The organism is Streptomyces cylindrosporus (assembly GCF_022698165.1).
Classification (GTDB): Bacteria; Actinomycetota; Actinomycetes; order Streptomycetales; family Streptomycetaceae; genus Streptomyces; species Streptomyces cylindrosporus.
The window spans coordinates 44,214-66,858 of record NZ_JALDAY010000021.1 but is presented as its reverse complement, the minus strand read 5'-3'; the positions used below and the strand labels follow the sequence as shown (position 1 = coordinate 66,858).

Genomic DNA, 22,645 nt, shown 5'->3' with positions numbered 1-22,645 from the left:
CCCTTGAGAGAACCTGTGGTGCGGTGAGCGACCGCTTAGTACCTTCGATGGACGTGACGCTAGAAGGCCTGGCACTCGGTGTCAACGGCAGGCGGCACCGGTGTGATCCATTACCTCACCAGCAGGTCGAGCAACCGCTCCGTCTCGGCCGCCGGATCGGCGGTGAGTCCGGTGTGCACGGGCCCGGGCTGGACGACGGTGGAACGGGGCGCGACCAGCCAGCGGAAGCGCCGTCCCGGGTCATCGCCCGCGGCCTGCCCCGCCGTGTCCCCGCCGCCGCAGACGCCCTCGACGGCGCCGAGCGCGGCCCGGATGCCGGCCACGTCCGCCGCCGGGTCGAGGGCGAGCAGCCGCGCCTCGTCGAGGTGGGTGCGGGCGCCGACGTACCCCTTGGCGCGGCAGTAGACCAGCACGCCCGCGTTGATGCACTCGCCTCGTTCGACCCTGGGCACGATCCGCAGCAGGGCGTACTCGTAGACGTCGCGTTCGTTCGTCTCGCCGCCTCGGATGATGTGGCGCTCGACCACGCTGCCGGCCATGTGGATGTGGCGCTCGCTCATTTGCCCTCCTCGATTCCGGTCACGCGCGTGTGGACGTCGGCGGCGCGGGCGAGCAGCACGCGCGCGTAGGCGTGCCGAAGGTCGTCGGGGGTGTCGAAGCCGGGCTCGTCGGCCAGCCAGACGTCCGGGACCTCGGCGGTGACCTCGGCCAGGAGGTCCTCGGTGACGCGGGGGGCCAACTCGGCGGCGGCGCCCGCGAGATCGGGGCGGAAGCGGGCCAGGGCGTGGTCGGAGGCGTCGTAGGGGCGGGCCGCGGAGGCGTCGGCGCCGGGCCAGTTGTGGTGCCAGATCATCGTGGCGCCGTGGTCGATGAGCCACAGGTCGCCGTGGGACATCAGCAGGTTGGGGTTGCGCCAGGAGCGGTCGACGTTGTTGATCAGCGCGTCGAACCAGAGGATCCGCCCGGCCTCCTCAGGACTCACCGTGAAGGCGAGCGGGTCGAAGCCGAGGGCGCCGGAGAGGAAGTCCATGCCGAGGTTGGTGCCGCCGCTGGCCCGCAGCAGCTCCTGCACCTGCTGCTCCGGCTCGCCGAGGCCCAGCACCGGATCGAGGTCGACCGTCACGAGACGGGGCATCCGCAGCCCCAGCCGCCGGGCGAGTTCACCGCAGACCACCTCGGCGACCAGCGTCTTGCGGCCCTGCCCGGCGCCGGTGAACTTCAGGACGTACGTCCCGAGGTCGTCCGCCTCGACGAGCCCCGGCAGCGAGCCGCCCTCGCGCAATGGCGTGATGTAGCGGGTCGCGATGACTTCCTTGAGCATCGCCCCAGGTTACTGGGGCGGCGGCGGCCTCCGGACGAGTGGTGCCACGACACCGCAGCGGACATCGACAGCAAAGCGACAGCGTGGTTTTACCCACCCCTGAGCTCGACAGGGTCAAGCTCTCGACTGCGTCTGAACAACCGACGGCAGGCGCCCGTACCCCTGGACAGATCCAGGAAACTTGCAATGGAAGGGAAACGTCAGCATGACCAGCGAATCAATTCCCCCCGCCCCGGCACCCGCCCGTCGCACCGTGATGGCGGCAGCCGGCGCGGCCGGACTCGCCGTCGCGCTGACCGCGTGCGGATCCTCCGACGACTCCTCGTCGAGCTCGTCCGACACCCAGGCCGGCGCGAACGCGTCGACCGGCGGCGACACGGGCTCCGGCGCCAGCAGCAGCGCCTCCTCGGGCTCCGGCGGCGGCACGGCGCTCGCGAAGACCACCGACATCCCCGAGGGCGGCGGCAAGATCTTCAAGGACCAGGCCGTGGTGGTCACCCAGCCCGCCGCGGGCACCTTCAAGGCCTTCTCGACCAAGTGCCCGCACGCGGGCTGTGCGGTCAGCAGCATCGCGAACGGCGCCATCGTCTGCCCCTGTCACGGCAGCCAGTTCTCGGTCGAGGACGGCAGCGTGAAGAAGGGCCCGGCGACCACGGGTCTGACGGCCGAGAACGTCACCGTCAGCGGGGACTCGATCACCCTGGCGTGACCGGTACGCGTCGGGGCCGTTCGAAGCAGCCCAGCACCTCGTCCGTGGTCGCGACCGTGGCGACCAACGCGAGGGTGTGACGGATCATCGCGGGGGTGTAGTCGGCAGGCACCCCCGCGATGGCGTCGGACGGCACCACCGCCGTGTAGCCGCGGTTCACCGCGTCGAAGACGGTGTTGGGGATCGCCACGTTGGCGGAGACCCCGGTCACGACCAGCGTGCGGCAGCCGAGATTGCGCAGCAGCGCGTCGACGTCGGTGCCCTGGATGGGCGACAGGCCGTGCAGCCGTCGTACGACGAAGTCCTCGTCGGTCACCTCGATGGGGGCCGCCACGCGTACCGCCGTGGTGCCGGACAGCTGTTGGACGGGCAGCCGTTCGGCGGCGCGGAACAGCCGGGCGTTGCGGCTCGCGCCGCGGCCGTCGGGGCGGCGTTCGGCGATGGCGTGGACGACCTGGACGCCGCTCGTGTGGGCCGCGGCCACCAGCCGGGCGATGTTGGCCAGGGCCCCCGACGAGCGTGCCTCGCGGGCGAGTTCGGGCAGGGCGCTGTCCGGGCCGACGACCCCCTGCTGGCACTCGACGGTGAGCAGCACGGTGGTGGCGGGATCGAGGAGCTCGCGGAGCTTTTCGTACGACGGCACAGGGCCCCCTCGTCACCGACGGTGTGGGCGGGTGACACTAGCCACCATTGCGCACGGGCGGAAGACGACCCATCCTTTTCTGACGTGATGTCAGAGGATCACCGGAATCCTCTGGCACGACGTGAGAGAAGAGGGGGCCGCATGACCGTCAGTCAGCGCCGGGGCCGCAAGATCATGATGACGCCCGGCGAGCTGGACGAGTTCCTCGCCACCCAGCGCACCTGCCGGGTCGCCACGGTGTCGGCGAACGGCGCACCGCACGTCAGCACGCTGTGGTTCGCCTGGGACGGCAAGTCGCTGTGGCTGTACTCCGTGGTGCGCAGCAAGCGCTGGACCGACCTGCGCCGCGATCCCCGGGTCGCGATCGTGATCGACACCGGGGAGGAGTACGACGAGCTGCGCGGCGTCGAGCTGTCCGGGGCCGTGGAGTTCGTGGGCGAGTTCCCGCGCACCGGGGAGCTGTGCGCCGAACTCGACGTCCCCGAGACGCTGTTCGCGCGCAAGAACTTCAACCTGGAGGAGATGCCGCACGACGGCCGGCACGCCTGGGTGCGGCTGACCCCGGAGAAGATCGTGTCCTGGGACTTCCGCAAGCTCGGCTCCGCGTAGGTCAGTTCACTGTGCGAGCCGCTTCCTGCAACGCCTCGACCGCCGCCCGGATCGACGGGCGGCGGTCGGCGTCCGCACGCCACACGGCGTAGATCTGGCGCCGCACCGACTGCCGTACGGGCACGGTCCGCACGCCCTCGGGCACCGGGCCGCGCCCGAGCCGGGGCGCCACGCACACGCCCAACCCGGCGCTCACCAGGGCGAGTTGGGTGGGGTGTTCCTCCGCGCGGTGGGCGACGCGCGGTTCGATGCCCTTCGAGCGCAGGGTGTGGATCAGCCACTCGTGGCAGAACTCGCTCTCGCCCCAGGTGATCCAGTCGTCGTCGGCGAAGTCCTCGAGGTCGACCTCGGCACGGTCCGCATAACGGTGATCCACCGGCATCGCCACGTCCGCGGTGTCGTCGAGGATGACGGCCTTGGCGAGCCCGTCGGGCACCGGCAGCGGTCTGTTGTACCAGTCGAGGACGACGGCCAGGTCGAAGTCCCCCCGCATCACGGCCAGTACGGCCGGCTCGGGCTCCATCTCCCGTGAGACGGCCCGCAGTCCGGGATGCAGGGCCCTCAACTGCGCCAGCGCCACCGGGAACAGGCCGCGCGCGGCCGTCGGGAAGGCCGCCAGCCGCAGCTCGCCCACCACTTCCCCGCGGTGCGCCTCCAGATCGGACTGGGCGAGTTCGACCTGGGACAGGATGCGGGCCGCGTGCTCGGCGAGCAGCCGGCCGGCGTCGGTGAGCCGCACACCCCGGCCGTTCTTGGCGAGGAGCTGCTGGCCGACCTCGCGCTCCAGCTTGGACAGCTGCTGGGAGACGGCCGAGGTGGTGACGTGCAGCCCCTCGGCCGCGCCGCTGACCGAGCCGTGCCGGGCGAGGGCGTCGAGGGTGCGCAGGCGCTCCAGGTTCAACATGTAAGCAATGCTACGAGATACCCCGCGCGAATACTCGATTGTGCTACGAGGTTTTCTCCATCATCGTTACGGCCATGACCACCGCCACCGCGCCCCGGGCCTCCGTCGACACCGTCCCCCGCAGATCCGCCCTCGACTGGCGCCTGCGCTTCGGCGCGCTGTCGCTGATCTGGGGCTTCAGCTTTCTGCTGATCAAGGTCGGGACGCAGGGGTACGCGCCGTTCCAGGTCACGCTGGGGCGGCTGGCGTTCGGGACGGCGGTGCTGGGTGTGGCGATGGCGGTCAAGCGGCAGGGGTTGCCGCGCGCGATGCGGACGTGGGGGCATCTGGCGGTCGCCGCGTTCCTGCTGAACGCGCTGCCGTTCTCACTGTTCGCCTACTCGGAGCTGACGATTCCGTCCACGCTGGCGGGAATCTGCAACGCGACCTCTCCGCTGTGGGGCATGGCGCTGTCCCTGGTGGCCCTGTCGGAGGACCGCCCGACGCGGGTCCGGGTCGCGGGGCTGGGGATCGGGTTCCTGGGTGTCCTGACGGTCCTCGGCGCGTGGGAGGGGTTCAGCGGCCTGGACGCCAAGGGCACGGCGATGGCCCTGCTCGCATCGCTGAGCTATCCCGTCGGCTGGATCTACGTCCGCCGGACCCTGGCCGGGTCGAGTCACTCGAACCTGTCGTTGACGGGTGCGCAGTTGCTCCTGGCGACGGCTCAACTGGCGGTCGCGACACCGATGTTCACGTCCTTCCCGACCCGCTTCCCCGTCGTTCCGCTGCTGGCGACAGCCGCGCTGGGCGCCCTCGGCACGGGTCTGGCCGTGCTCATCCAGTACGGCCTGGTCGCCGAGGTCGGGCCGACCACAGCCCAGATGGTCACGTACTTCATTCCGGTCATCGCCACGGCGGCCGGAGTCACCGTCCTCGGGGAGTCGTTGAGCTGGTCGACCCCGGTCGGAGCGTTGATCGTGCTGGCGGGGGCGGCCCTCACACAGATGAAGCCCAGGGTCGCCTGAAGGTGTCGGCCACCGCGTCGGCCAACGAATCGATCTCCTCAAGGCCCAGGGTGGACACGGTCACCCTGATCCCGGCCGGTGCGTTCATCCTGAAGCGCGCGCCCGGGGCCACCGCCCAGCCGGCGTGCAGGAGGCGGGACACGGCGGCGGTCTCGTCCGGGACCGGGATCCAGACGTTCAGGCCGCTTCGGCCATGGGCCTCGACACCGCGCCGGGCCAGGGCGTCGATCAGGCGGTCGCGGCGGGTGCGGTACGCCGCCGCCACCGCCCGTGTGTCGTGCGCGTCGTCGGTCCACAGACCCACCACCGCCCGCTGGGTGATCCGGCTGAGCCAGCCGGGGCCGAGGCGGTGGCGGCCGGTGACGCGGTCGACCGTGACGGGGTCGCCGGTGAGGACGGCCAGGCGGAGGTCGGGGCCGTAGGCCTTGGCGACCGAGCGGACGAAGGCCCAGTGCCGGGTCGGGCCGGCCAGGGGGTGCAGGGGGAGGTCGACGATGCCGTGCCCGTGGTCGTCCTCGATCAGCAGGATCTCCGGGTGGTCCCGGAGGACCGCGCGCAGGGCACGCGCGCGTGCGGCGGTGACCGCGGCGCCGGTCGGGTTCTGTGCGCGGTCCGTGACGACCAGGGCGCGGGCGCCGGATTCCAGGGCTCGGCGGACGTCGTCCGGGAGCGGGCCCTCGTCGTCGACGCGCACCGGAGCCGTGCGCAGGCCCAGCGCCGGGATCAGGTCGAGCAGGCTCCCCCAGCCGGGATCCTCGACGGCCACGGTGTCGCCCGGCTTGAGGTGAGCGGCGAGGACGCGCTCGACGGCGTCCAGGGATCCGGAGGCCACGGTCAGGGGGCCGTCCGGCACACCGTCGGCGTCCAGTTCGGCGCGGGCGACACGGGCCAGCTCCGGCTCCACCAGGGCGTCCCCGTACAGCACCGGCTCGCGATCGGCCTGCTCGGCCGCCTCCGTGAACGCCTTGGCCAGTGAGGGCAGCAGCGCCGGGTCCGGGTTGCCGCTCGCCACGTTCCGCACGCCCTCGGGCACGTCCATCCGGGCGTACTCGCGCCCCGTGGTGGCCGGCTTCGAGCGCACCCGGCTCCCCCGCCGCCCGTCGGTCTCGATCACCCCGCGCTCCCGCAGGATCCGGTACGCGGACGCCACCGTGTTCGGATTGACGCCCAGCTCTCCCGCCAACTCCCGCATGGGCGGCAGCAGTTGCCCCGGCTCCAGCTCGCCGGCACCCACCGCACGCTCGACGCTCGCAGCGATCTCTGCTGCGCGCCGCCCTTCGATCCGGTATTCTCCTAGCACAAAGCAGATTATGCACTAGTGCAATATCAGAAGCAACTCGAACAGCAACAGCTACGGAGACCGACATGCAGGGAACCGCCCAGCCGACGTCGCAGCCCGCCGCCTACACGCCGACCGACCGCACGGTCCCCACACGCTCGGCGGACCGGGCGTCGTACGACAGGGACCTGGTGCACTCGATACTCGACGAGGGCTACGTCTGCCATCTGGGCTTCCTGCGGGACGGGGCGCCGGTGGTGCTGCCGACGCTGTACGGGCGGGTCGGCGACCGGCTCTACGTGCACGGCTCGACGGGCTCGCGCCCGCTGCGGATGACCGGCAAGGCCGACCCCGGGCTCCCTGTCTGCCTCACCGTCACGCACGTCGACGCGCTGATCCTGGCCCGCTCGGCCTTCCACCACTCGATCAACTACCGGTCCGTGGTGGTGCACGGCATCGCGTACGACGTGACCGACCCGGAGGAGAAGCGGGCGGCCCTGGACGCGCTGGTCGACCACGTGGTGCCGGGCCGGGCCGCCGACTCGCGACCCGCGAACAAGAAGGAGCTCGCCGCCACCGCCGTGATCCGCCTCGACCTGAACGAGGTCTCCGCCAAGCTCCGCACCGGCGGCGTCAACGACGACCCCGAGGACCTCGCCCTCCCCCACTGGGCCGGCGTCGTCCCCCTGCGCAAGGGTTACGAGCCCCCGGTCGCCGACCCCGACCTGTCCCCCGGCACCGAGCTGCCCGACTACCTGGCGGTGCGCTGATGCTGATCCACCCCTGGGACGCGGCCCACGACGACACCGAGTGGCAACAGTGGCTCGCCGTCCACGACTTCGGCCAGCTGGCCGTCAACGGCCTGCCCGGCGAGGCACCGTACGTCCAGCCACTGCATTTCCTGTACGACGCCGAGCGCGCCGAGGTCCTCGCCCACCTGGCCCGGCCCAACCCACTGTGGAAGGCGCTGGAGGCGGACCCGGAGGTGCTGCTGAGCGTGGTCGACGACTACGTCTACGCGCCCGGTTACTGGCAGGCCATGCCCGACGCCCCGCCCGAGCACGGCACCCCGACGAGCTACTACGCGGCGGTCCAACTCCGCTGCCGGGCCCACCTGGTGGACGACCCGGCCGAGAAGGCGGACCTGCTCAACCGGCTGATGGACCACTTCCAGCCCGAGGGCGGCTCGGCACGGGTGGCGGCGGGCGAGGACCCGTACGACAGGATGCTGTCCGGGCTGCGCGGGCTGCGTCTCGAAGTGACCGACGTACGAGCAAAGTTCAAGTACGCGGGCCACAAGCCACAGGCGCACGAGCGGATAGCGACGGGCCTGGCGAACCGGGCCGGCCCCCGGGACGCGACGGCGCTGGCACATCTGAGGCGCAGGCGACTGCAGCGCCCCTAAGGGGCGCGGGGAACTGCGCGACCAGCCACGACGGGCCCGCACACGCCAGACGACCCATCGCGGCACTACCGGCGGGCGGACAACTCCCGTTCCGGCCCCCCACTCGCGACCGGCTCCGCGGACGCCTTGGCCGGCGCGGACGACTGGGCAATAAACGCACCGACCAGCACCACCGCACCCCCCACGATCTGCGGAGCAGACAGGTGCTCGCCGAGCAGCACCCACGCCAGCACCGTCGCGACGACCGCTTCGAGGCAGGCCACCACCCCCGCGACCTGCGGGGAGAGCCGCCGCACCGACAGCACGCCGGTGACGTAGGCGAGGACCGTGGCGATCAGCACGATCCAGGCCAACAGGAGACCGGCCGCGACCCGGGTGCCGTTCATCGGCGCGCTCCCGGTCAGCACGGACCAGTCCATGCCCCAGGGACGGGCGACGACGGTCAGCACGAGGGCGCCGATCAGCAGGCCGTAGGCGATGACGCCGAGCGGGTCCGGCGCGTCCTCGCCGGCGTCGCTGCCCTGGTCGGACAGGACGAAGTAGCCGACCTGGCAGCAGGCCGCGCCGAGGGCGAGCAGCAGGCCGAGGGCGTCGAAACTGAGTCCAGACCAGACCTCGACGACACAGGCGAGGCCGCCGACCGCGAGGACCACGCCGAGCGCCGCCGCCCGCGTCACCGGCCGCCGCTGCACGAACCGCACCCAGCCGAGGACGAGGGCGGGCGCGAGGTACTCGACGAGCAGCGCGACGCCGACCGGGACGCGGGATATCGCGGCGAAGTAGCAGGCCTGCACACCGGCCACGGCAAGCAGTCCGAACCCGGCGAGCAGCGCGGGGCGGCGGCGCAACAGCGCGCGATGGCGGACCGCGACCGGGAGCATCACCAGGGCGGCGCCGGTCACGCGCAGCCACACCACGTGCAGCGGGTCGAGGCCCGCCTCGATCAGCGGCTTGGCCGCGACCCCGGATCCGCCGAAGGCGAGCGCGGACGCGAGCGCGAGGCCGAGCCCGACGCCCTTCCCGCGGGCCGCCGGGCCGCCCTGACTGCTCTCAGACGTATGCACCGGCACATGATGACAGGGGATGACATGAGCGTCACCCCCGATGACACCTGTCTCAGCGGTTGGACGCGTCCCAGGGGTCGCCCCAGCCGGAGCCGGCCGGCAGGTGCTCGACGCGGGCGAGCACCTCGCGCGGGTCGAGACCGGCGCGCAGGAGCACCTCCACGGCCCGTGCCTGCGGGTCGACGACGATCGCCGCGAGCAGGTCGACGCCGAGCGCCGGTTCGCCGCCGCGCCGGGCGGCGCGCTCGCAGGCGTCCTCCATCGCGCTCGCGGCCAGCGGCGAGAAGCCGTCGGCCTCGGTCACCACGGGTACGGCGCCGGAGTCCTCGACGGAGCTCTGCCAGCGCAGGCCGTAGCCGATGCTGCGCTGCACGAGATAGCCCAGCAGCCGGGCGAGGCCGGGTCCGTCGCCGAAGACGGCGCGCGCCTCGGGGTCGTACTCCAGGAGCGAGTGCAGCAGATGGGCCGTGTCGATCTGCCGGTCGCCGTCGCGCACCGCCCGCCGTCTGGCGCCCGAGACCACCGCTGCCAGCTCGGCGCTGAGCCTGGCATCGTTGTCCGGGCGAGGACCGACGGGCTGCTCGTCGGCCTGCTGGCGGGGGATACGGGGTTGCACATCCCCACCCCATCAGTCCCGCGCTCTCCGGTCATCCCCGGGGGGAAGCATCTTGGGGTCCCACACAGAGTGGACCCGCAGGACCGCAATCTCCTCCTTGCGGATGACATCAGGCCGTTCGACCCGCAGGGGCGCGAGCCGCCTTGCCATGCGCCCCGCGCGCAACCGCGGCGCTCCGTCGCACGTCCAACAGGAGCGTGGAGAGCAGGTGCTGGCTGGTCGCTCTGCCGGCCGTCGACGGCAAGCAGTACGTGTACCGGGTGTACGCCCCGGAGGACGCACTGCCGGCCGACCTGTTCTGGGACGCCTGGCACTGCCATGACGAGAGCGCCTTCCCGCGCGCGTGGGACCTCTTCGACGCCGCGGTGATACGACTCGTCCACAATTCCTGACGGTTCATCAGTATTGAATGTTGCGACCTCTGACGTTACTTTCCGCGACACCACAGCCCGACACGAAGAGGTGGTCGCATGCCCGAAATCAGCGCGGAGGCACGGATCGAGGCGCCGGCCGAGAAGGTGTGGGCACAGCTCACGGACTGGCCCGCGTACGGCGAGTGGAACGCCACCCACACCAGCTTTCCGCAGGGCGGCCCGACCGCGCTCGAAGTGGGCGGGACCTTCCAGGAGAACATGAAGCTGATGGGCTTCCCGGCCGAGGTCGACTGGACCATCGAGGAACTGGAACCGGCCCGTGTCTTCGCCATCAGGGGCAAGGGCCCGATGGCGGTGACCGTGGCCACGCGCTACACCCTGACCCCTGACGGCGACGCCACGACGGTCCGCATCGACGGCGAGTTCACGGGCGCCGCGGTCACCTTGATGGCGGGCAAGCTGAAGGACTCCGGAACCGCAGCCCTCAACGAGTCGCTGCGCAAGCTCGCCGGGCTGGTGTCCTGACCGCCGGACACGGAAGGCGCCCCGCGGAAAGATCCGCGGGGCGCCTTTTCGTACGGCGGGGAGGCCGTAGTGGTGTGGTGATCAGTCCTCGTCGGCGAGGATCAGGTACAGCTTCTTGCGGGCTTCGTTGATGACGGCCAGCGCCTTCTCGCGCTGCTCCTTGCTGCCGGTCTTCCAGACCTGGCCGAAGGCCTCCATCAGGCCGAAGCCGGCCTGGCGGATCTCACCGAGCGCCTCGAAGTCGATGCCGCGGGAGGCTTCCTCCCAGGGCGCGTCCGGGCCCTCGTCGGCCGCGGTGCGGCCGGCATCGGTGAGCGAGAACAGCTTCTTGCCGCCCTCGGACTCACTGGCGATCAGGCCCTCGTCCTCCAGCAGCTGGAGGGTGGGGTACACCGAGCCGGGGCTGGGCTTCCACGCCCCGCCGCTGCGCTCGGCGATCTCCTGGATCATTTCGTAGCCGTGCATCGGGCGGTCCTTCAGCAGGGCGAGGATGGAGGCCCGGACATCACCGCGCCGTGCCCTCCCCCTCGGTCCGCCGCGTCCTCGCGGGCCCCAGGGGCCCGGACCGAAGCCGGGGCCGCCGAAGCCGAAGCCAGGGCCGCCCGGACCGCCGCCCGGCCCAAAGGGCCCGAAGGCACCGCGCATGCCCTCGAAATCACCCCGACCACGACGGCCGGGTCCACCGTGTCCACGTTCGAATCCATGGGAACGCATCGCAATCACTCCATTCAATCGTTGATCTGTCGCGATGCGTCAACGATATATCGGAAGCGTTCGGAAGGCAACCCCTTACAGGGAACGGGTCAGCCAGACCAGCTCGCCGCTCTCGTCGGCCGAGGTGTGGTCCCGTTCGAAGCCGAGTTTCTCGAGGACGCGGAAGGACGGTGTGTTCCACGGGCGCACCGCCGACCAGAGCCGCTCGCGGCCGGTCGCGGTGGCGGCGTCGAGGACCGCGGCCGCCGCCTCCGTCGCGTAACCGCGGCCGTGAGCCCGCCGGAACAGCTCGTACGCGATCTCGGGTTCGTCGAGGGAGGCCCGGCCGACGGTGAGGCCGCAGTAGCCGATGAAGTCGCCCTCGTCCCGGCGGTGGACCGCGAGCAGGGCGAGCCCGGTCTCCCGTTGCCGGGCGAACTGGCGCTCCATGATCCGCCGGTTCTCCTCGACGGAGGGCAGGCCACCGCCCCGCTCGCCGACGAGCGCGCGATGCTCGGCGACGTCGGAGTCGTCCCACTCGCGCAGGATCAACCGGGCGGTTTCGAGGTGGAGTTGCATCGGGGCGTACGCCATGGCGTCACGCTAAGCGGTCCTGGCGAAATCGGCCGTGGTCGGGCAGCGCCCCAAAGGGGCGCGGGGAACTGCGCGACCAGCCACGACGGCGCCGCAGCCGAACGACAGCCCCCACGGCACATCCAGCGAAGCGGTTAGTGGCCGCGGAACGCCTCCTCCAGCCACCAGGAGCCGTGGTCGCGCGTCACCTTGGCGTCCACCAGGAGCGGCGCCGAGCGGGGGCCGCCCACCCAGTCCGCCACCGGCTTGAGGTCGGCCGGGGTGCGGACGGTCACCGCCTCGAAGCCGTAGCCGCGGGCCACCGCCGCGATGTCCGTCTCCGGGAAGGTGACCGTGTCCAGCGGGAAGCCGTCGGGGCCGAAGTGGTGGACCTCGGCGCCGTAGGCCTCGTCGTCGTAGACCACGACCACCATGGGCAGGCCCAGGCGCCGGACCGTGTCCAGCTCCACCGCGCTCATCAGGGCGCCGCCGTCGCCGAGCGTGGCCACCGGCAGCCGGTCCGGCCGGGCCAGCGCCGCTCCGATCGCCGTGGCCAGCCCCAGGCCGATCGACTGGAAGGCCTGCGTGAAGCAGAAGCCGTTCTCGTCCGGCACCGAGAGGTACGCGCTCGGATACCCCATGAAGTTGCCCGAGTCGACGGCGACGACCCGCTCGGCCGGGAGGATGTCGTCCAGGGCGATGCTGAGGGTGCGGGGGTCGATGCGCTCGCGGGTGCCCTCGTCCTCGTACGGCACGTCCCTCCAGCGGCCTCGCGAGGCGAGGTCGGTGGCGAGCTCCGGCCTCCGGTATCCCCGGCGCCCCTCTCCGCCCGCTTCGAGCACCCGCCGCGCCGTCCGTTCCACATCGCCGGTGACGCCCAGGCCGATGGCGCGGTGGGCGCCGAGTGCGTCCGGGTCGTCGTCCACCTGTACGACGGTCGCGTCGGGGCCGATCAGGCTGCCGTGCCGCATGGTCCACATGTTCAGGGCGCAGCCCCAGCCGACGATCAGGTCGGCGCCCTGGAGGAGTTCGGTCGCGAGCGGGGACGCGAAGCCGCCGGACACGTCGAGCGACCAGGGACTGGTGTGGAAGAGGCCGCGGGCGACCGCCGAGGTGGCGAGGAGGGCCCCGTACCGGTCGGCGAGGGCCAGGAGGGCGTCGCGGGCTCCGGTGGTGCGGGCACCCCGGCCGGCGACGAATACCGGGCGCCGGGCGGTCTCCAGGACTCGTACCAGATCCGCCACCGCGGCATCCGACGGCTCGACCGGTTCCCTCGCAGGCATGGGCAGGGCGTCCAGCAGCACGCCGTCCGGCACGTCCAGGGACTGCACCTCCAGCGGGAGGTTCAGCAGCACCGTGCGCCGGTCGTGCCGGGCCCGCCGGAGGGCCGCGCGGGCCTGTTCCACCGCGTCGTGTGCCGTCGTGACGCGGGCCGTCACGGCGCCGACGGAGTGCGCGAGCATCGCCTGGTCGATCCGGAAGTTGGAGTTCTGCGCGGTCGCCTCGGCGGCCAGCACGAGGAGGGGCGTACGGCTCTTGGCGGCCTCCGTGATGCCGGTCAGGGCGTTGGTGAGGCCAGGCCCCTGGTGGACGCTGACCGCGGCGACCGCGCCGCTCGTGCGGGCGTACGCGTCGGCCATGGTCGCCGCGCCGCCCTCGTGCCGGGCGGCGACGAAGCGGGCGCCCGCGGCCACCATGGCGTTGGTGAGGTGGAAGTTGCCCGAGCCGACGACGCCGAAGACGTGGTCGACCCCGGCCGCGGTGAGTGCCCGTCCGACGGCTTCGGCGACCTTCACGACCGCTCCACCAGGGCGAGCACGCGGGCGGGGGCGCCGGAGCCGGTGACGATGGGCAGCGGCCCGGCGAGGACGACGGCGCCGGTCGGCGGCAGGGCGGCGAGGTTCTGCAGCTGGGTCAGGCCGTACTTGTCGGCGCCCAGGAGGTAGGAGTGGCAGGGGAACGCCGGGTCGAAGGAGTGGGCGCGGCCCGCGTCGGTGCCGACCGTCTCGGTGCCGAGGCCGAGCACCGGGGACTCCTCGGCGACCCAGCGGGCGCACTCCGGTGACAGGCCGGGGGTGTGCGGGCCGTTCTCGTCGGCGTTGAGGAACTCCTCCTGCGACCCCGAGCGGGCGTCCCAGCCGGTGCGCAGCAGCAGCCAGCCGCCGTCGGGCAGCGGCCCGTGCTCCGCCTCCCAGGCCTTGATGTGGTCCACCTCGACGAGGAAGTCGGGGTCCTTGGCGGCCTGCTCGGAGAAGTCCAGTACGGCGGCCGGGGCGATGAGGCGGCTCGCGGGCACCGAGGCCACGTCGGCGAGGTCCTTGCCGGTGACCCAGTGGACCGGGGCGTCGAAGTGGGTGCCGGTGTGCTCGCCGCTGCGGAAGTTGTTCCAGTACCAGGCCGGGCCCCGGTCGTCGTACCGGCTGATCTCCTCCAGTTCGAAGACCTGGGTCTGGCCGAACGGGGGCGGCAGCTGGATCACGGGTGTCGTCGAGGACAGTGGCTGGGTGAGGTCGACGACCTCGATGGAGCCGCTGCGCAGCCCGGACAACAGGGCGGCGAGCACGGACGGCTGGGACATGACGGCCTCCCGGGGCGGAGCTGGACTGTCGGCGCCTGCCTGTACAGGGTGTCAGCCGACGGCCGCCGCGCCGAGGCGCGCGGCCCGGAAATCAGTCCAGGAACCGGGAATTGGCCTTGGTTGCGGGCGCCACTCCGCCCTAGCGTCTGCGTCATGCGAATCCGAATCGTGGACGCCTTTACCGACCGCCCCTTCGCCGGCAACCCGGCCGGCGTACTGCTTCTCGACGCCTTTCCGGACGACGACCGGTTGCAGAAGATCGCGCTGGAGGTGAACCACGCGGAGACGGCGTACGCGCACCCACTGCCCGAGGGCGGGGAGGCCGACTGGGCGCTGCGCTGGTTCACGCCCGCGGCCGAGGTCAACATGTGCGGGCACGCGACGCTGGCCACGGCCCATGTGCTGCACACGACCGGTGCGCACGAGGGCCCGGTCCGGTTCGCCAGCCGTAGTGGGGTGCTCGTCGCGACGCCCCAGGAGGACGGGTCGATCACGCTGGACTTCCCGACGGCTCCGCTGACGGCGGTCGAGGTCCCGGCCGGGGTCGCCGAGGCGCTCGGCGCCGAGCCGCGCTCCGCCTTCGACACCGGCCCGAACGTCGGCGACCTGCTGCTCGAACTCGCCGACGAGAAGACGGTCCACGCCCTCACGCCGGATCACAAGGCGCTGGCCGCCTACTCCGAGCGCGGCATCATCGCCACCGCCCGCGCCGAGGACCCGTCCCGGGGCTACGACTTCGTCTCCCGCTGCTTCTTCCCGAACGTCGGCATCGACGAGGACCCGGTCACCGGCAGCGCCCACACCGCGCTGGCCCCGTTCTGGTCGGAGCGCCTGGGCAGCCCGGCCCTCACGGGTTTGCAGGCCTCACCGCGCTCGGGCCGCGTCCGCACCGAACTGCGGGGTGACCGCACGCTGCTGAGCGGGCGAGCGGTCACCGTGATCGAGGGCGAGCTGCTGGCCTAGGCGGTGGGCAACCAGCCCACCTTCCCGGCCAGCAGCGCGTAGCCGACGAAGGCTCCGATGTCCAGCAGGGAATGCGCCACCACCAGGGGACCCACCCGGCCCCACCGCCGGTACAGGTACACGAACACCACGCCCATCACCATGTTGCCGACGAAGCCGCCGATGCCCTGGTACAGGTGGTAGCTACCGCGCAGTACGGAACTGGCCACCAGCGCGGTCCCCGGGGTCCAGCCCAACTGGCCGAGGCGGCGCAGCAGATAGCCCACCACGATGACCTCTTCGAGGATCGCGTTCTGCATCGCGGACAGGATCAGCACCGGGTACTTCCACCACACGTCGGGCAGTGCCTCCGGCACCACGGTGAGGTTGAAGCCGAGGCCGCGTGCGGCCAGGTAGAAGGCGATTCCGGTGCTGCCGATCACCGCCGCGATCCCGGCGCCGCGGCCGAGGTCGGGCCAGGGCCGGGTGCGGTCGAAGCCGATCGTGCGCAGGCTCTCGCCCTCCCGCAGCAGCAGGTGTGCGACCAGTGCGACGGGCACCAGGGCGCTCGCGATCCCGAACAACTGCCAGGCGAGATCGAGCCAGGGGCGGCCCGGCGCGGCGGACGCGTTGAGGGTCGCCGCCTGGTCCTTGAGGCCGCCCGGTTTCGTGACCGATCCGACAAAGCTGATCAGGGCGGACACTCCGCTCGCACCGAGCGAAAGCCCCAGAACGAGCAGGGTCTCGTCACGGAAAACGCGTCGCGAGGGCCGCTCCGGCGGAAAAGAATCGGCCACCGGGCCCGCCTCTGCCTGCACTCCTGCCTCCAGTTGAGTATTCCCGCCTCATCCCCATCGCCGCCCCGCTAGTGTCTCGAAAGAACTTACGAAGATCGTGCGCTTGGCCGTCTGGGGGGACGGACGCCGTACGGGGTGTGTCTCCCCTTTGCCTGCCGTACGGCCGTCATCCGGCACGAGGTTCAACAGGGAGGGGCACCACCGTCATGGGACGTCACAGCTTGCCCGATCAGTATGGGGCGGGCGGCAGCGACCCCCGTCCACGCGCGCGCCGCCGGACGGTGGCGATCGCGACGGTTCTCGTTCTCACCGTCGCCGGCGGCACCGCGGGTGCCGTCAAGGGCGGACTGCTGTCGTTCGGCTCGTCGTGCAAGGACGACCCGGTGCGGCTCCGGCTCGCCGCCTCGCCGGACATCGCGCCCGCCCTGACGGCGGCGGCGAAGCGGGCCCGGGACAGCGGCGTCACCTCGGACGGCCGCTGTGTCGCGGTCACGGTGACCGCCCGCGACTCGTACAAGGTCGCGGACGAGCTGAACACGGGCAAGAAGACCGAGGTGCAGGTGTGGGTGCCGGACTCGGGGCTGTGGGTCGACCGGATCACCGCGAACACCGCGGCGACCGAGCTGACCCCGGCGGGCGAGGTCGCCTCCACGCCGGTCGGCGTGGCGATGGTGCCGACGGCCGCGAAGTCGCTCGGGTGGCCGAAGAAGACGTACAGCTGGATCGATCTGGCCGGCGCGACGATGCAGGACGACTCGCTCAAGCTGGGCGCGGCCGACCCCGCGCGCAGCGCCACGGGGCTGCTCGCGCTGACGCAGCTGACGACCGGCGCGGCCGGGCTGAAGGGCGGGGAGACCCAGGCCGCGGCCATGATGAAGACGCTGTCGCAGCGCACCTCGGACAGTGACAGCCAGGTGGTGGAGACGCTGCCGCGCGACTCCTCGGGCACCGAGCTGGGCAACCCCAAGCGGAACCAGGCCCTCGTCCTCACCGAGCAGGCGGCGTACGCCTACAACGCGTCGGCGGACGGCGGCAACGGCCTCGACATGTTCTACCCGAAGGACGGCTCGCCCCGGCTGAACTACCCGTACGCGATGGTCGACCAGCTGTCGACCGACGAGAGCCGGGCCGCGCTGCGGTTCATGAACTACCTGCGCCAGACGGAGCAGTTGAAGCTCCTTCAGAAGTACGGTTTCCGCACCTCCGACGACAGCGCGCCGGAGGCGGTGGTGGCCCAGGCGGGCGGTGAGAGCCCGCAGCCCTACGACGAACCCGCGCCGCAGCCGGCCCCGGACGCCGCGCTCCAGGAGGCGCTCGGCACCTGGACGATCACGGTGCAGAGCGCCCGGATCACCACGGTCGTGGACGCCTCCGGGTCCATGGCCGAGCCGGTGTCGAAGTCGGGCCAGTCCCGGATGGACGTCACCAAGGCCTCGCTGCTCCAGGCGCTCGCCACCTTCACGCCCGAGGACGAGATCGGGCTGTGGGAGTTCTCCACCAAGCTGGACGGCGACAAGGACTACCGCGTCCTGGTGCCGACCGAGCGGCTCGGCGACCAGAAGGACGGCGGCACCGTACGGGACAAGCTGTCGGCGGCGTTCACCGGCCTGGAGCCGGTGCCGAACGGCGCGACCGGCCTGTACGACACCACGCTCGCCGCCTACAAGGAGGCCACCGCCTCTTATGTGAAGGGCAAGTTCAACGCCCTGGTCATCCTCACCGACGGCGTCAACCAGGACCCCGGCAGCATCTCCCGCGGCCGGCTGATCAGCGAACTGCAGAAGCTCACCAACCCCGAGCGTCCGGTTCCGCTGATCATCATCGCCGTGGGCCCCGACGCCGACCAGCAGGAGGCCGAGGAGATCGCCCAGGCCACCGGTGGCTCGGGCCAGTCGGTCAGCAACCCGTCCCAGATCCAGTCGGTGATGCTGAAGGCGATCGTGGCGGCGGGGGCCCAGGGCAACGCCCAGGGCTGACGCTCACCGCCTCCCGCGGCTCACCCCAGCGGCACCGGCTCGGGCAACCCCACGGGCCAGGTGTGCACCGGCTCCCCCTGATGCATCAGATCGCGGTACCTGCGCGTGGTGGCCGCCAGCGCGGCATCCCGTGACAGCCCCGCCTCCAGGGCCCGGTGGAAGGTCGCCGCCTGCCAGGACGCGCCGTTGACCCGGCGCCGGCAGCGCTCCTCGATCACCCCGAGGTAGAAGTCCCGGTCGGCCCGCTCCACCCCCCACGCGTCCAGCCCGGCCTCGGCCAGCGGCAGCAGTTCGTCGCGTACGAGGCTCACCGCGTCGACCTCGGCGGTGCCGCCGTACCGTCCGCGGCGCGGCCACTGGAGGCGGGCGTCGATGCCGTGCTCGCAGGCGGCGTCGAAGTTGGCGGCGGCGGCCTCGAAGGGCAGCCTGGTCCACACCGGCCGGGACTCCTCGGCGAGGGCGCGGACCAGGCCGTAGAAGAAGGCGGCGTTGGCGATGACGTCGGTGACGGTGGGGCCCGCGGGCAGGACACGGTTCTCGACGCGCAGGTGGGGGACGCCGTCGGCGATGCCGTAGACCGGGCGGTTCCAGCGGTACACCGTGCCGTTGTGCAGGACGAGTTCGGCGAGCTTGGGGACGCCGCCCGCGTCGAGGACGTCGAGCGGGTCCTCCCCGTCGCAGATCGGCAGCAGCGCGGGGAAGAAGCGCAGGTTCTCCTCGAAGAGCTCGTACGCGGAGGAGATCCAGCGCTCTCCGAACCAGGTGCGGGGGCGCACGCCTTGTGCCTGGAGCTCGGGCGGGCGGGTGTCCGTGGACTGCTGGAACAGCGGCGGCCGCGACTCGCGCCACAGCTCACGGCCGAACAGGAACGGCGAGTTGGCGCCCACGGCGATCTGTACGGCGGTGACGGCCTGCGCGGCGTTCCACACGTCGGCGAAGCGGGCCGGGGTGACCTGGAGGTGCAGCTGCACGGAGGTGCAGGCGGCCTCCGGCGCTATCGACTTCGAGGTGCAGGTGAGGCGCTCGACGCCGTCGATGTCGAGGACGAAGTCCTCGCCGCGCGCGGCCACGATCTGTTCGTTGAGCAGGGCGTAGCGGTCGACGGCGGAGAGATTGGAGGAAACGAGGTCGTCGCGGTCGAGGGTCGGCAGAATTCCGATCATCACGATTCCGGCGTCGACCTCGCCCGCTTTACGGTCGGCATATGCCAGCGAGGTGCGGAGTTCCTCCGCGAGCCGGTCGAATACCCGCCCGCCCAATCGGTGTGGGGCTATGTTGACTTCCAGATTGAACATGGCGAGTTCTGTTTGGAAATCTCGGCTCGCGATGCGCTCCAGGACCTCGGCATTGAGCATTTTCGGCATGCCGTCGGCGCCGGTGAGATTCAATTCGATCTCCAGCCCCATGAGGTTCTTGGGCCGGTCGAACCGCTTCTCGGCCAGCAGCCGCTCCAGCCCCGTCAGGCACCTGCGCAGCTTGTCGCGGTAGAGCTGCCGATCAGACAGATCGAACCGGCCTGCCACGACCTTCTCCCCCATCGAAGCGTCCCTCCTCGATCGGGCGGCGGGAAGATCCCGGCCGCCGGTGTCGGGTCACGTGGGATGATGCCCAGCCGCGGCGATCGATAACGTCCCCACGCGGGCCCGTCGACCGCTACTCTGGTGGGATGTGACCGGAGGCACATTCACGAGGCATGAAACGGTGCGTTGTTTCGGGCCGAAGACGATCTCGTGAAAAATGCCGACGAGAATTGGCCGACCGCGCCCCGGGCATTTCCCGAGGTCACCGCAGCGGCGCCGAGCGGAATCAGGATGATTCCCACGTATCGCCGACCGGATACACCCTTGCCGGGTGCGCCGGAAACGGCTAGACGAAACACCGTCTGAACACATGTCGTATAAACTCCGCGAACAAGGCAGAGGGTTGGCGCCCGCGGTCATGGAACCTGCCGTCGAGGTGACGTGCGGCAGGCCTCACCCATATCCCTCGTTCCCAGACCCCGGCCCCGCCTCTCTGACCGCGTGAGCAGACAGCGCCGTCCGCCCCCGCCCTCGCGCCACCGTGCCTGTCGAATGAGAGGCGACCCACCATGCCGCTGCATGTCCCCCCGGCACCCGCACCTGCCCTGCGCACCGTTCTCACCGCACTCGCCTCGCCCACCGCGGTCCGCGAGGCCCGAACGCCCTCCCTGCTGCGTTCCCAGGGACCCGCCACCCCCGAACTCCCGCTGCCCGTCCATGTGCTGGACGACCTCACGCCCGCGGGCGTGTCCGCCACCCGGCTGGCCGGGTGGCGTTTCCTGATCCGCTGCGGCGACCGTGCCGTGGCCGCCGCCGAGACCCGGCTGACCCCCGACGGCTGGGCCTTCTCGCACTTCTTCGAGGGCCCGTACATCACCTCGACCGAGCGCGCCCTGCGCCAGGCCGAGACGATGCCCCAGTCCTACCAGCCACGCCTGCTCTCGGTACCCAGCCTGTACATGCTCACGCTGTGGCTGCACGGCGACAGCACGGCGGACGGGGCCAGCGGTCACCCCGCCGCCACCGATCTGCTGGTCCCGCTGGCGCCCGCCCCGCCCGGCATCGCGGCCCACCGTCCGCACCGCGTCGCCGAACTCCTCCCGGTGCTGACCCATCGGGTGACTGCCGCACCCCTGCTGAGCCAGCCCGTCTGAACCCACCCCCCGCGCGGCCCTTCGTACCCCGCTCCCGAATTCCGGGTGGCGGGGTACGGCGCTTTTCCCACCCGCTTTCCCCGTCCCCTTCGCTCGTCCGAGCAAATGACTGCTCGTACGAGCCGGAAACCGCCTCCGACCAGGAAGGACTAGCCCTATCCGGCCACCGCGAACCACCCGAAATGACAGTGCACTTGGAATGAACCGCCCGGGCGGGTGATGCGTCATCAACCTGTGAAGAAGTGGTGCCGCAAAATGCCTGCGGATTGACGTCCGTGGGGCAACACTGGGACTGGACCGACTTATCACAACGGGGGGCGGCCATGGACAACGCTTCAAGCCGCGCAGCAGACACCACAGCCATCTCACACATCACGACAGAGCGAAAGATCCCACCAATGTGCCAGCACCAGCCACCGTGCCCTTCAGCAGACTCCGCCGACCGGGAGTGCGCCCGACTCGTGGTGCACCACCCGGAGCAGGGATGGAGCCTGCTGTGCAACGGCGTTCTGCTCTTCGAGGACACCGGTGAGCTCCTGCCCGACGGCAAGATCATCGCCCCGCACCGCCCGCTGGGCGCGAGCAAGGTGATGACCGCCGCCTGAGGCGGCGGCCGGGCGGCGCCGCCGAGCCGTCCGGTGGATTCCAGGGGCCGGTCGCGGACACGAACCGCGAGCCGGCCCCTACGCATGTCGGAGCCCGATCACTCCCCGTAGTTACCCATGCGTACTGAGGTCACCGCGGCACATCCGCGGTGATCCGGCGCCATCGGGCACGATCGGGCGCTGATCACTCTTCCCATGAGTGCCCGCTTTCCGGAAGACTTCTGGAAGTTTCGCCGCAGGCGTCCACGGAGGTGGGGGAAATGGCAGCAGACGAGGCCGGCGCCGAGGGGGCGTCCGAGGCGCGGGGCCGGGTCACGATCACCGAGATCGCCCGGCAGGCCGGCGTCTCGGTGCCGACGGTCTCCCGGGTCGTCAACGGCCGCTCCGACGTGTCACCGCGCACCCGGGCCCGCGTCGAGGACCTGCTGCTGAGGTACGGCTACCGCAAGCGCGCGAGCGCCTCCGGCACCCGTGCCGCCCTGCTCGACCTGGTCTTCAACGACCTCGACAGCCCCTGGGCGGTGGAGATCATCAGGGGCGTGGAGGAGGTCGCGCACGCGTCCGGCGTCGGCACGGTCGTCTCCGCGATCCACGGCCGCTCGGGCGACGCCCGCGAATGGATGCGCAACCTCCGGGCCCGCGCCTCCGACGGGGTCATCCTGGTCACCTCGGCCCTGGAGCCGCTGCTGCACGAGGAGTTGCGGGCGCTCGGCGTCCCGCTGGTGGTCGTCGACCCGGCGGGCTCGCCCACGCTGGAGGTCCCCACGATCGGCGCCGCCAACTGGTCGGGGGGCATGGCCGCCACCGAGCACCTGCTGTCCCTGGGGCACCGCCGGATCGGCCTGATCGCGGGCCCGCCCCGGCTGCTGTGCTCCCGCGCCCGCCTCGACGGCTACCGTGCGGCCCTGGAGGGCGCCGGCATCGCCCTCGACGAGACCCTTGTCGTCCCCGGCGACTTCCACCCCGAGTCCGGCTTCACCGGCTGCAACACCCTGCTCGACCTGGCCGAGCCGCCGACCGCCCTGTTCGCGGCCAGCGACCAGATGGCCCTCGGCGCCATCGAGGCGCTGCGCCGGCGAGGCCTCAGAGTGCCGGAGGACATGAGCGTGGTCGGATTCGACGACCTCCCGGAGGTCCGCTGGTCCGCGCCGCCGCTCACCACGGTCCGCCAACCGCTCGCCGACATGGGCAAGTTGGCGGTCCGCACGGTCCTGCGGCTGGCCCGCGACGAGCAGCCGGACTCGCCGCGCGTCGAACTGGGCACGGAGCTGGTCGTGCGGTCGAGCACGGCACCCCCGGCGCCCTGACCGGGGGTGCCGGACCCCGGCGGTGCTCCCCACTGCACCGCCGGGGC

At 71.6% G+C, this 22,645-nt stretch carries 25 protein-coding genes; 12 read left to right on the top strand and 13 right to left on the bottom strand.

The genetic code is table 11. The annotated features are described in order from the left end of the window. Positions 1–110: 110 nt before the first annotated feature. The gene (locus MQP27_RS47665; RefSeq protein WP_242777733.1) at positions 111–560 is read right to left on the bottom strand and encodes a DUF3037 domain-containing protein; all 450 of its coding nucleotides are present in this window, start codon (positions 558–560) and stop codon (positions 111–113) included. Beyond that, positions 557–1,321 carry a HipA family kinase gene (locus MQP27_RS47660; RefSeq protein WP_242777731.1) on the bottom strand — a complete coding sequence of 255 codons (765 nt, stop codon included), beginning with the start codon at positions 1,319–1,321 and terminating at the stop codon, positions 557–559. Before MQP27_RS47660 ends, MQP27_RS47665 begins: the two co-directional genes overlap by 4 nt. Positions 1,322–1,526: 205 nt before the next feature. Between MQP27_RS47660 and MQP27_RS47655 the strand changes: the two genes are divergently transcribed. Next, positions 1,527–2,030: a Rieske (2Fe-2S) protein gene (locus tag MQP27_RS47655; RefSeq protein ID WP_242777729.1), complete on the top strand. Its 504-nt coding sequence runs from the start codon at positions 1,527–1,529 to the stop codon at positions 2,028–2,030. Here the strand turns inward: MQP27_RS47655 and MQP27_RS47650 are convergent. After that, on the bottom strand, positions 2,017–2,673 hold the full coding sequence (locus MQP27_RS47650) for a cysteine hydrolase family protein (protein WP_242777727.1): 657 nt from the start codon (positions 2,671–2,673) through the stop codon (positions 2,017–2,019). The two genes, MQP27_RS47655 and MQP27_RS47650, sit on opposite strands and share 14 nt — an antisense overlap. A 141-nt stretch (positions 2,674–2,814) precedes the next feature. On the opposite strand from MQP27_RS47650, the gene MQP27_RS47645 reads away from it, so the two are divergent. Beyond that, the gene (locus MQP27_RS47645; RefSeq protein ID WP_242777725.1) at positions 2,815–3,282 is read left to right on the top strand and encodes a pyridoxamine 5'-phosphate oxidase family protein; all 468 of its coding nucleotides are present in this window, start codon (positions 2,815–2,817) and stop codon (positions 3,280–3,282) included. A 1-nt stretch (position 3,283) separates the two neighbouring features. Here the strand turns inward: MQP27_RS47645 and MQP27_RS47640 are convergent, their stop codons facing one another. Then, positions 3,284–4,186, bottom strand: coding sequence for a LysR family transcriptional regulator (locus MQP27_RS47640; protein WP_242777724.1), 903 nt, complete (start codon positions 4,184–4,186; stop codon positions 3,284–3,286). A 74-nt stretch (positions 4,187–4,260) separates the two neighbouring features. Here MQP27_RS47640 and MQP27_RS47635 point away from each other — a divergent pair, with 74 nt between their 5' ends. Continuing rightward, the gene (locus MQP27_RS47635; RefSeq protein WP_372511470.1) at positions 4,261–5,190 is read left to right on the top strand and encodes a DMT family transporter; all 930 of its coding nucleotides are present in this window, start codon (positions 4,261–4,263) and stop codon (positions 5,188–5,190) included. Here MQP27_RS47635 and MQP27_RS47630 read toward each other — a convergent pair. Further along, positions 5,162–6,490 carry an aminotransferase class I/II-fold pyridoxal phosphate-dependent enzyme gene (locus MQP27_RS47630; protein ID WP_242777722.1) on the bottom strand — a complete coding sequence of 443 codons (1,329 nt, stop codon included), beginning with the start codon at positions 6,488–6,490 and terminating at the stop codon, positions 5,162–5,164. The genes MQP27_RS47635 and MQP27_RS47630 overlap by 29 nt on opposite strands. 65 nt (positions 6,491–6,555) lie before the next feature. Between MQP27_RS47630 and MQP27_RS47625 the strand changes: the two genes are divergently transcribed. Both MQP27_RS47625 and MQP27_RS47620 read left to right on the top strand, forming a co-directional pair. Continuing rightward, entirely contained in the window at positions 6,556–7,239 is a 684-nt protein-coding gene (locus MQP27_RS47625) for a pyridoxamine 5'-phosphate oxidase family protein (protein ID WP_242777721.1), read from the top strand. Then, a complete protein-coding gene (locus MQP27_RS47620) occupies positions 7,239–7,874 on the top strand; it encodes an FMN-binding negative transcriptional regulator (protein WP_242777716.1) in 636 nt (211 codons plus the stop codon). The genes MQP27_RS47625 and MQP27_RS47620 overlap by 1 nt, the downstream gene beginning before the upstream one ends. Before the next feature lie 65 nt (positions 7,875–7,939). Here MQP27_RS47620 and MQP27_RS47615 read toward each other — a convergent pair whose 3' ends face one another. Together MQP27_RS47615 and MQP27_RS47610 are read right to left on the bottom strand one after the other, a co-directional pair. Then, the gene (locus MQP27_RS47615) at positions 7,940–8,944 is read right to left on the bottom strand and encodes an EamA family transporter (protein WP_242777714.1); all 1,005 of its coding nucleotides are present in this window, start codon (positions 8,942–8,944) and stop codon (positions 7,940–7,942) included. A 46-nt stretch (positions 8,945–8,990) separates the two neighbouring features. Then, positions 8,991–9,554, bottom strand: a complete 564-nt coding sequence (locus MQP27_RS47610) for a Clp protease N-terminal domain-containing protein (protein ID WP_242777712.1) — start codon at positions 9,552–9,554, stop codon at positions 8,991–8,993. 197 nt (positions 9,555–9,751) lie between these two features. Here MQP27_RS47610 and MQP27_RS47605 point away from each other — a divergent pair, with 197 nt between their 5' ends. Together MQP27_RS47605 and MQP27_RS47600 are read left to right on the top strand one after the other, a co-directional pair. After that, positions 9,752–9,946, top strand: coding sequence for a hypothetical protein (locus MQP27_RS47605; RefSeq protein ID WP_242777709.1), 195 nt, complete (start codon positions 9,752–9,754; stop codon positions 9,944–9,946). 78 nt (positions 9,947–10,024) lie between these two features. Further along, the gene (locus MQP27_RS47600; RefSeq protein WP_242777705.1) at positions 10,025–10,453 is read left to right on the top strand and encodes a type II toxin-antitoxin system Rv0910 family toxin; all 429 of its coding nucleotides are present in this window, start codon (positions 10,025–10,027) and stop codon (positions 10,451–10,453) included. 81 nt (positions 10,454–10,534) lie between these two features. On the opposite strand, the gene MQP27_RS47595 is transcribed toward MQP27_RS47600, so the two are convergent. The 4 genes from MQP27_RS47595 to MQP27_RS47580 form a co-directional block, all read right to left on the bottom strand. Then, positions 10,535–11,167 (bottom strand): PadR family transcriptional regulator, encoded by a 633-nt coding sequence (locus MQP27_RS47595; protein WP_242777703.1) that lies wholly within the window; start codon positions 11,165–11,167, stop codon positions 10,535–10,537. A 75-nt stretch (positions 11,168–11,242) separates the two neighbouring features. Next, positions 11,243–11,740, bottom strand: a complete 498-nt coding sequence (locus MQP27_RS47590) for a GNAT family N-acetyltransferase (RefSeq protein WP_242777701.1) — start codon at positions 11,738–11,740, stop codon at positions 11,243–11,245. 134 nt (positions 11,741–11,874) lie between these two features. Further along, positions 11,875–13,515, bottom strand: coding sequence for a thiamine pyrophosphate-binding protein (locus MQP27_RS47585; protein WP_242777699.1), 1,641 nt, complete (start codon positions 13,513–13,515; stop codon positions 11,875–11,877). Beyond that, the gene (locus tag MQP27_RS47580) at positions 13,512–14,297 is read right to left on the bottom strand and encodes a cyclase family protein (RefSeq protein ID WP_242777697.1); all 786 of its coding nucleotides are present in this window, start codon (positions 14,295–14,297) and stop codon (positions 13,512–13,514) included. The genes MQP27_RS47585 and MQP27_RS47580 overlap by 4 nt, the downstream gene beginning before the upstream one ends. A gap of 153 nt (positions 14,298–14,450) precedes the next feature. Between MQP27_RS47580 and MQP27_RS47575 the strand changes: the two genes are divergently transcribed. Beyond that, on the top strand, positions 14,451–15,260 hold the full coding sequence (locus tag MQP27_RS47575) for a PhzF family phenazine biosynthesis protein (protein WP_242777695.1): 810 nt from the start codon (positions 14,451–14,453) through the stop codon (positions 15,258–15,260). On the opposite strand, the gene MQP27_RS47570 is transcribed toward MQP27_RS47575, so the two are convergent. Beyond that, on the bottom strand, positions 15,257–16,057 hold the full coding sequence (locus tag MQP27_RS47570; protein WP_242777693.1) for a CPBP family intramembrane glutamic endopeptidase: 801 nt from the start codon (positions 16,055–16,057) through the stop codon (positions 15,257–15,259). The two genes, MQP27_RS47575 and MQP27_RS47570, sit on opposite strands and share 4 nt — an antisense overlap. A 185-nt stretch (positions 16,058–16,242) precedes the next feature. Here MQP27_RS47570 and MQP27_RS47565 point away from each other — a divergent pair, with 185 nt between their 5' ends. Beyond that, a complete protein-coding gene (locus tag MQP27_RS47565; protein WP_242777691.1) occupies positions 16,243–18,012 on the top strand; it encodes a substrate-binding and VWA domain-containing protein in 1,770 nt (589 codons plus the stop codon). Positions 18,013–18,032: 20 nt separating this feature from the next. On the opposite strand, the gene MQP27_RS47560 is transcribed toward MQP27_RS47565, so the two are convergent. Then, positions 18,033–19,550, bottom strand: coding sequence for a glutamate-cysteine ligase family protein (locus tag MQP27_RS47560; RefSeq protein ID WP_242777689.1), 1,518 nt, complete (start codon positions 19,548–19,550; stop codon positions 18,033–18,035). A gap of 551 nt (positions 19,551–20,101) precedes the next feature. On the opposite strand from MQP27_RS47560, the gene MQP27_RS47555 reads away from it, so the two are divergent. The 3 genes from MQP27_RS47555 to MQP27_RS47545 all read left to right on the top strand — a co-directional run bounded on the left by MQP27_RS47555 (position 20,102) and on the right by MQP27_RS47545 (position 22,598). Further along, the gene (locus MQP27_RS47555) at positions 20,102–20,686 is read left to right on the top strand and encodes a hypothetical protein (protein WP_242777687.1); all 585 of its coding nucleotides are present in this window, start codon (positions 20,102–20,104) and stop codon (positions 20,684–20,686) included. Positions 20,687–21,084: 398 nt separating this feature from the next. Next, positions 21,085–21,291, top strand: a complete 207-nt coding sequence (locus MQP27_RS47550; protein ID WP_278197371.1) for a DUF5999 family protein — start codon at positions 21,085–21,087, stop codon at positions 21,289–21,291. A 260-nt stretch (positions 21,292–21,551) separates the two neighbouring features. Continuing rightward, complete coding sequence (locus tag MQP27_RS47545) at positions 21,552–22,598, top strand: LacI family DNA-binding transcriptional regulator (RefSeq protein WP_242777683.1); 1,047 nt, start codon at positions 21,552–21,554, stop codon at positions 22,596–22,598. The last annotated feature ends 47 nt before the right edge of the window (positions 22,599–22,645 follow it).

Excerpts from the sequence above, each read along its gene's own strand:
- MQP27_RS47545 (WP_242777683.1), top strand. The coding sequence starts at position 21,552 with ATGGCAGCAGACGAGGCCGGCGCCGAGGGGGCGTCCGAGGCGCGGGGC.
- MQP27_RS47555 (WP_242777687.1), top strand. The coding sequence starts at position 20,102 with ATGCCGCTGCATGTCCCCCCGGCACCCGCACCTGCCCTGCGCACCGTT.
- MQP27_RS47665 (WP_242777733.1), bottom strand. The coding sequence starts at position 560 with ATGAGCGAGCGCCACATCCACATGGCCGGCAGCGTGGTCGAGCGCCAC.
- MQP27_RS47635 (WP_372511470.1), top strand. The coding sequence starts at position 4,261 with ATGACCACCGCCACCGCGCCCCGGGCCTCCGTCGACACCGTCCCCCGC.
- MQP27_RS47560 (WP_242777689.1), bottom strand. The coding sequence starts at position 19,550 with ATGGGGGAGAAGGTCGTGGCAGGCCGGTTCGATCTGTCTGATCGGCAG.
- MQP27_RS47590 (WP_242777701.1), bottom strand. The coding sequence starts at position 11,740 with ATGGCGTACGCCCCGATGCAACTCCACCTCGAAACCGCCCGGTTGATC.
- MQP27_RS47550 (WP_278197371.1), top strand. The coding sequence starts at position 21,085 with ATGTGCCAGCACCAGCCACCGTGCCCTTCAGCAGACTCCGCCGACCGG.
- MQP27_RS47580 (WP_242777697.1), bottom strand. The coding sequence starts at position 14,297 with ATGTCCCAGCCGTCCGTGCTCGCCGCCCTGTTGTCCGGGCTGCGCAGC.
- MQP27_RS47655 (WP_242777729.1), top strand. The coding sequence starts at position 1,527 with ATGACCAGCGAATCAATTCCCCCCGCCCCGGCACCCGCCCGTCGCACC.
- MQP27_RS47600 (WP_242777705.1), top strand. The coding sequence starts at position 10,025 with ATGCCCGAAATCAGCGCGGAGGCACGGATCGAGGCGCCGGCCGAGAAG.
- MQP27_RS47660 (WP_242777731.1), bottom strand. The coding sequence starts at position 1,321 with ATGCTCAAGGAAGTCATCGCGACCCGCTACATCACGCCATTGCGCGAG.
- MQP27_RS47620 (WP_242777716.1), top strand. The coding sequence starts at position 7,239 with ATGCTGATCCACCCCTGGGACGCGGCCCACGACGACACCGAGTGGCAA.
- MQP27_RS47575 (WP_242777695.1), top strand. The coding sequence starts at position 14,451 with ATGCGAATCCGAATCGTGGACGCCTTTACCGACCGCCCCTTCGCCGGC.
- MQP27_RS47625 (WP_242777721.1), top strand. The coding sequence starts at position 6,556 with ATGCAGGGAACCGCCCAGCCGACGTCGCAGCCCGCCGCCTACACGCCG.
- MQP27_RS47640 (WP_242777724.1), bottom strand. The coding sequence starts at position 4,186 with ATGTTGAACCTGGAGCGCCTGCGCACCCTCGACGCCCTCGCCCGGCAC.
- MQP27_RS47595 (WP_242777703.1), bottom strand. The coding sequence starts at position 11,167 with ATGCGTTCCCATGGATTCGAACGTGGACACGGTGGACCCGGCCGTCGT.
- MQP27_RS47565 (WP_242777691.1), top strand. The coding sequence starts at position 16,243 with ATGGGACGTCACAGCTTGCCCGATCAGTATGGGGCGGGCGGCAGCGAC.
- MQP27_RS47645 (WP_242777725.1), top strand. The coding sequence starts at position 2,815 with ATGACCGTCAGTCAGCGCCGGGGCCGCAAGATCATGATGACGCCCGGC.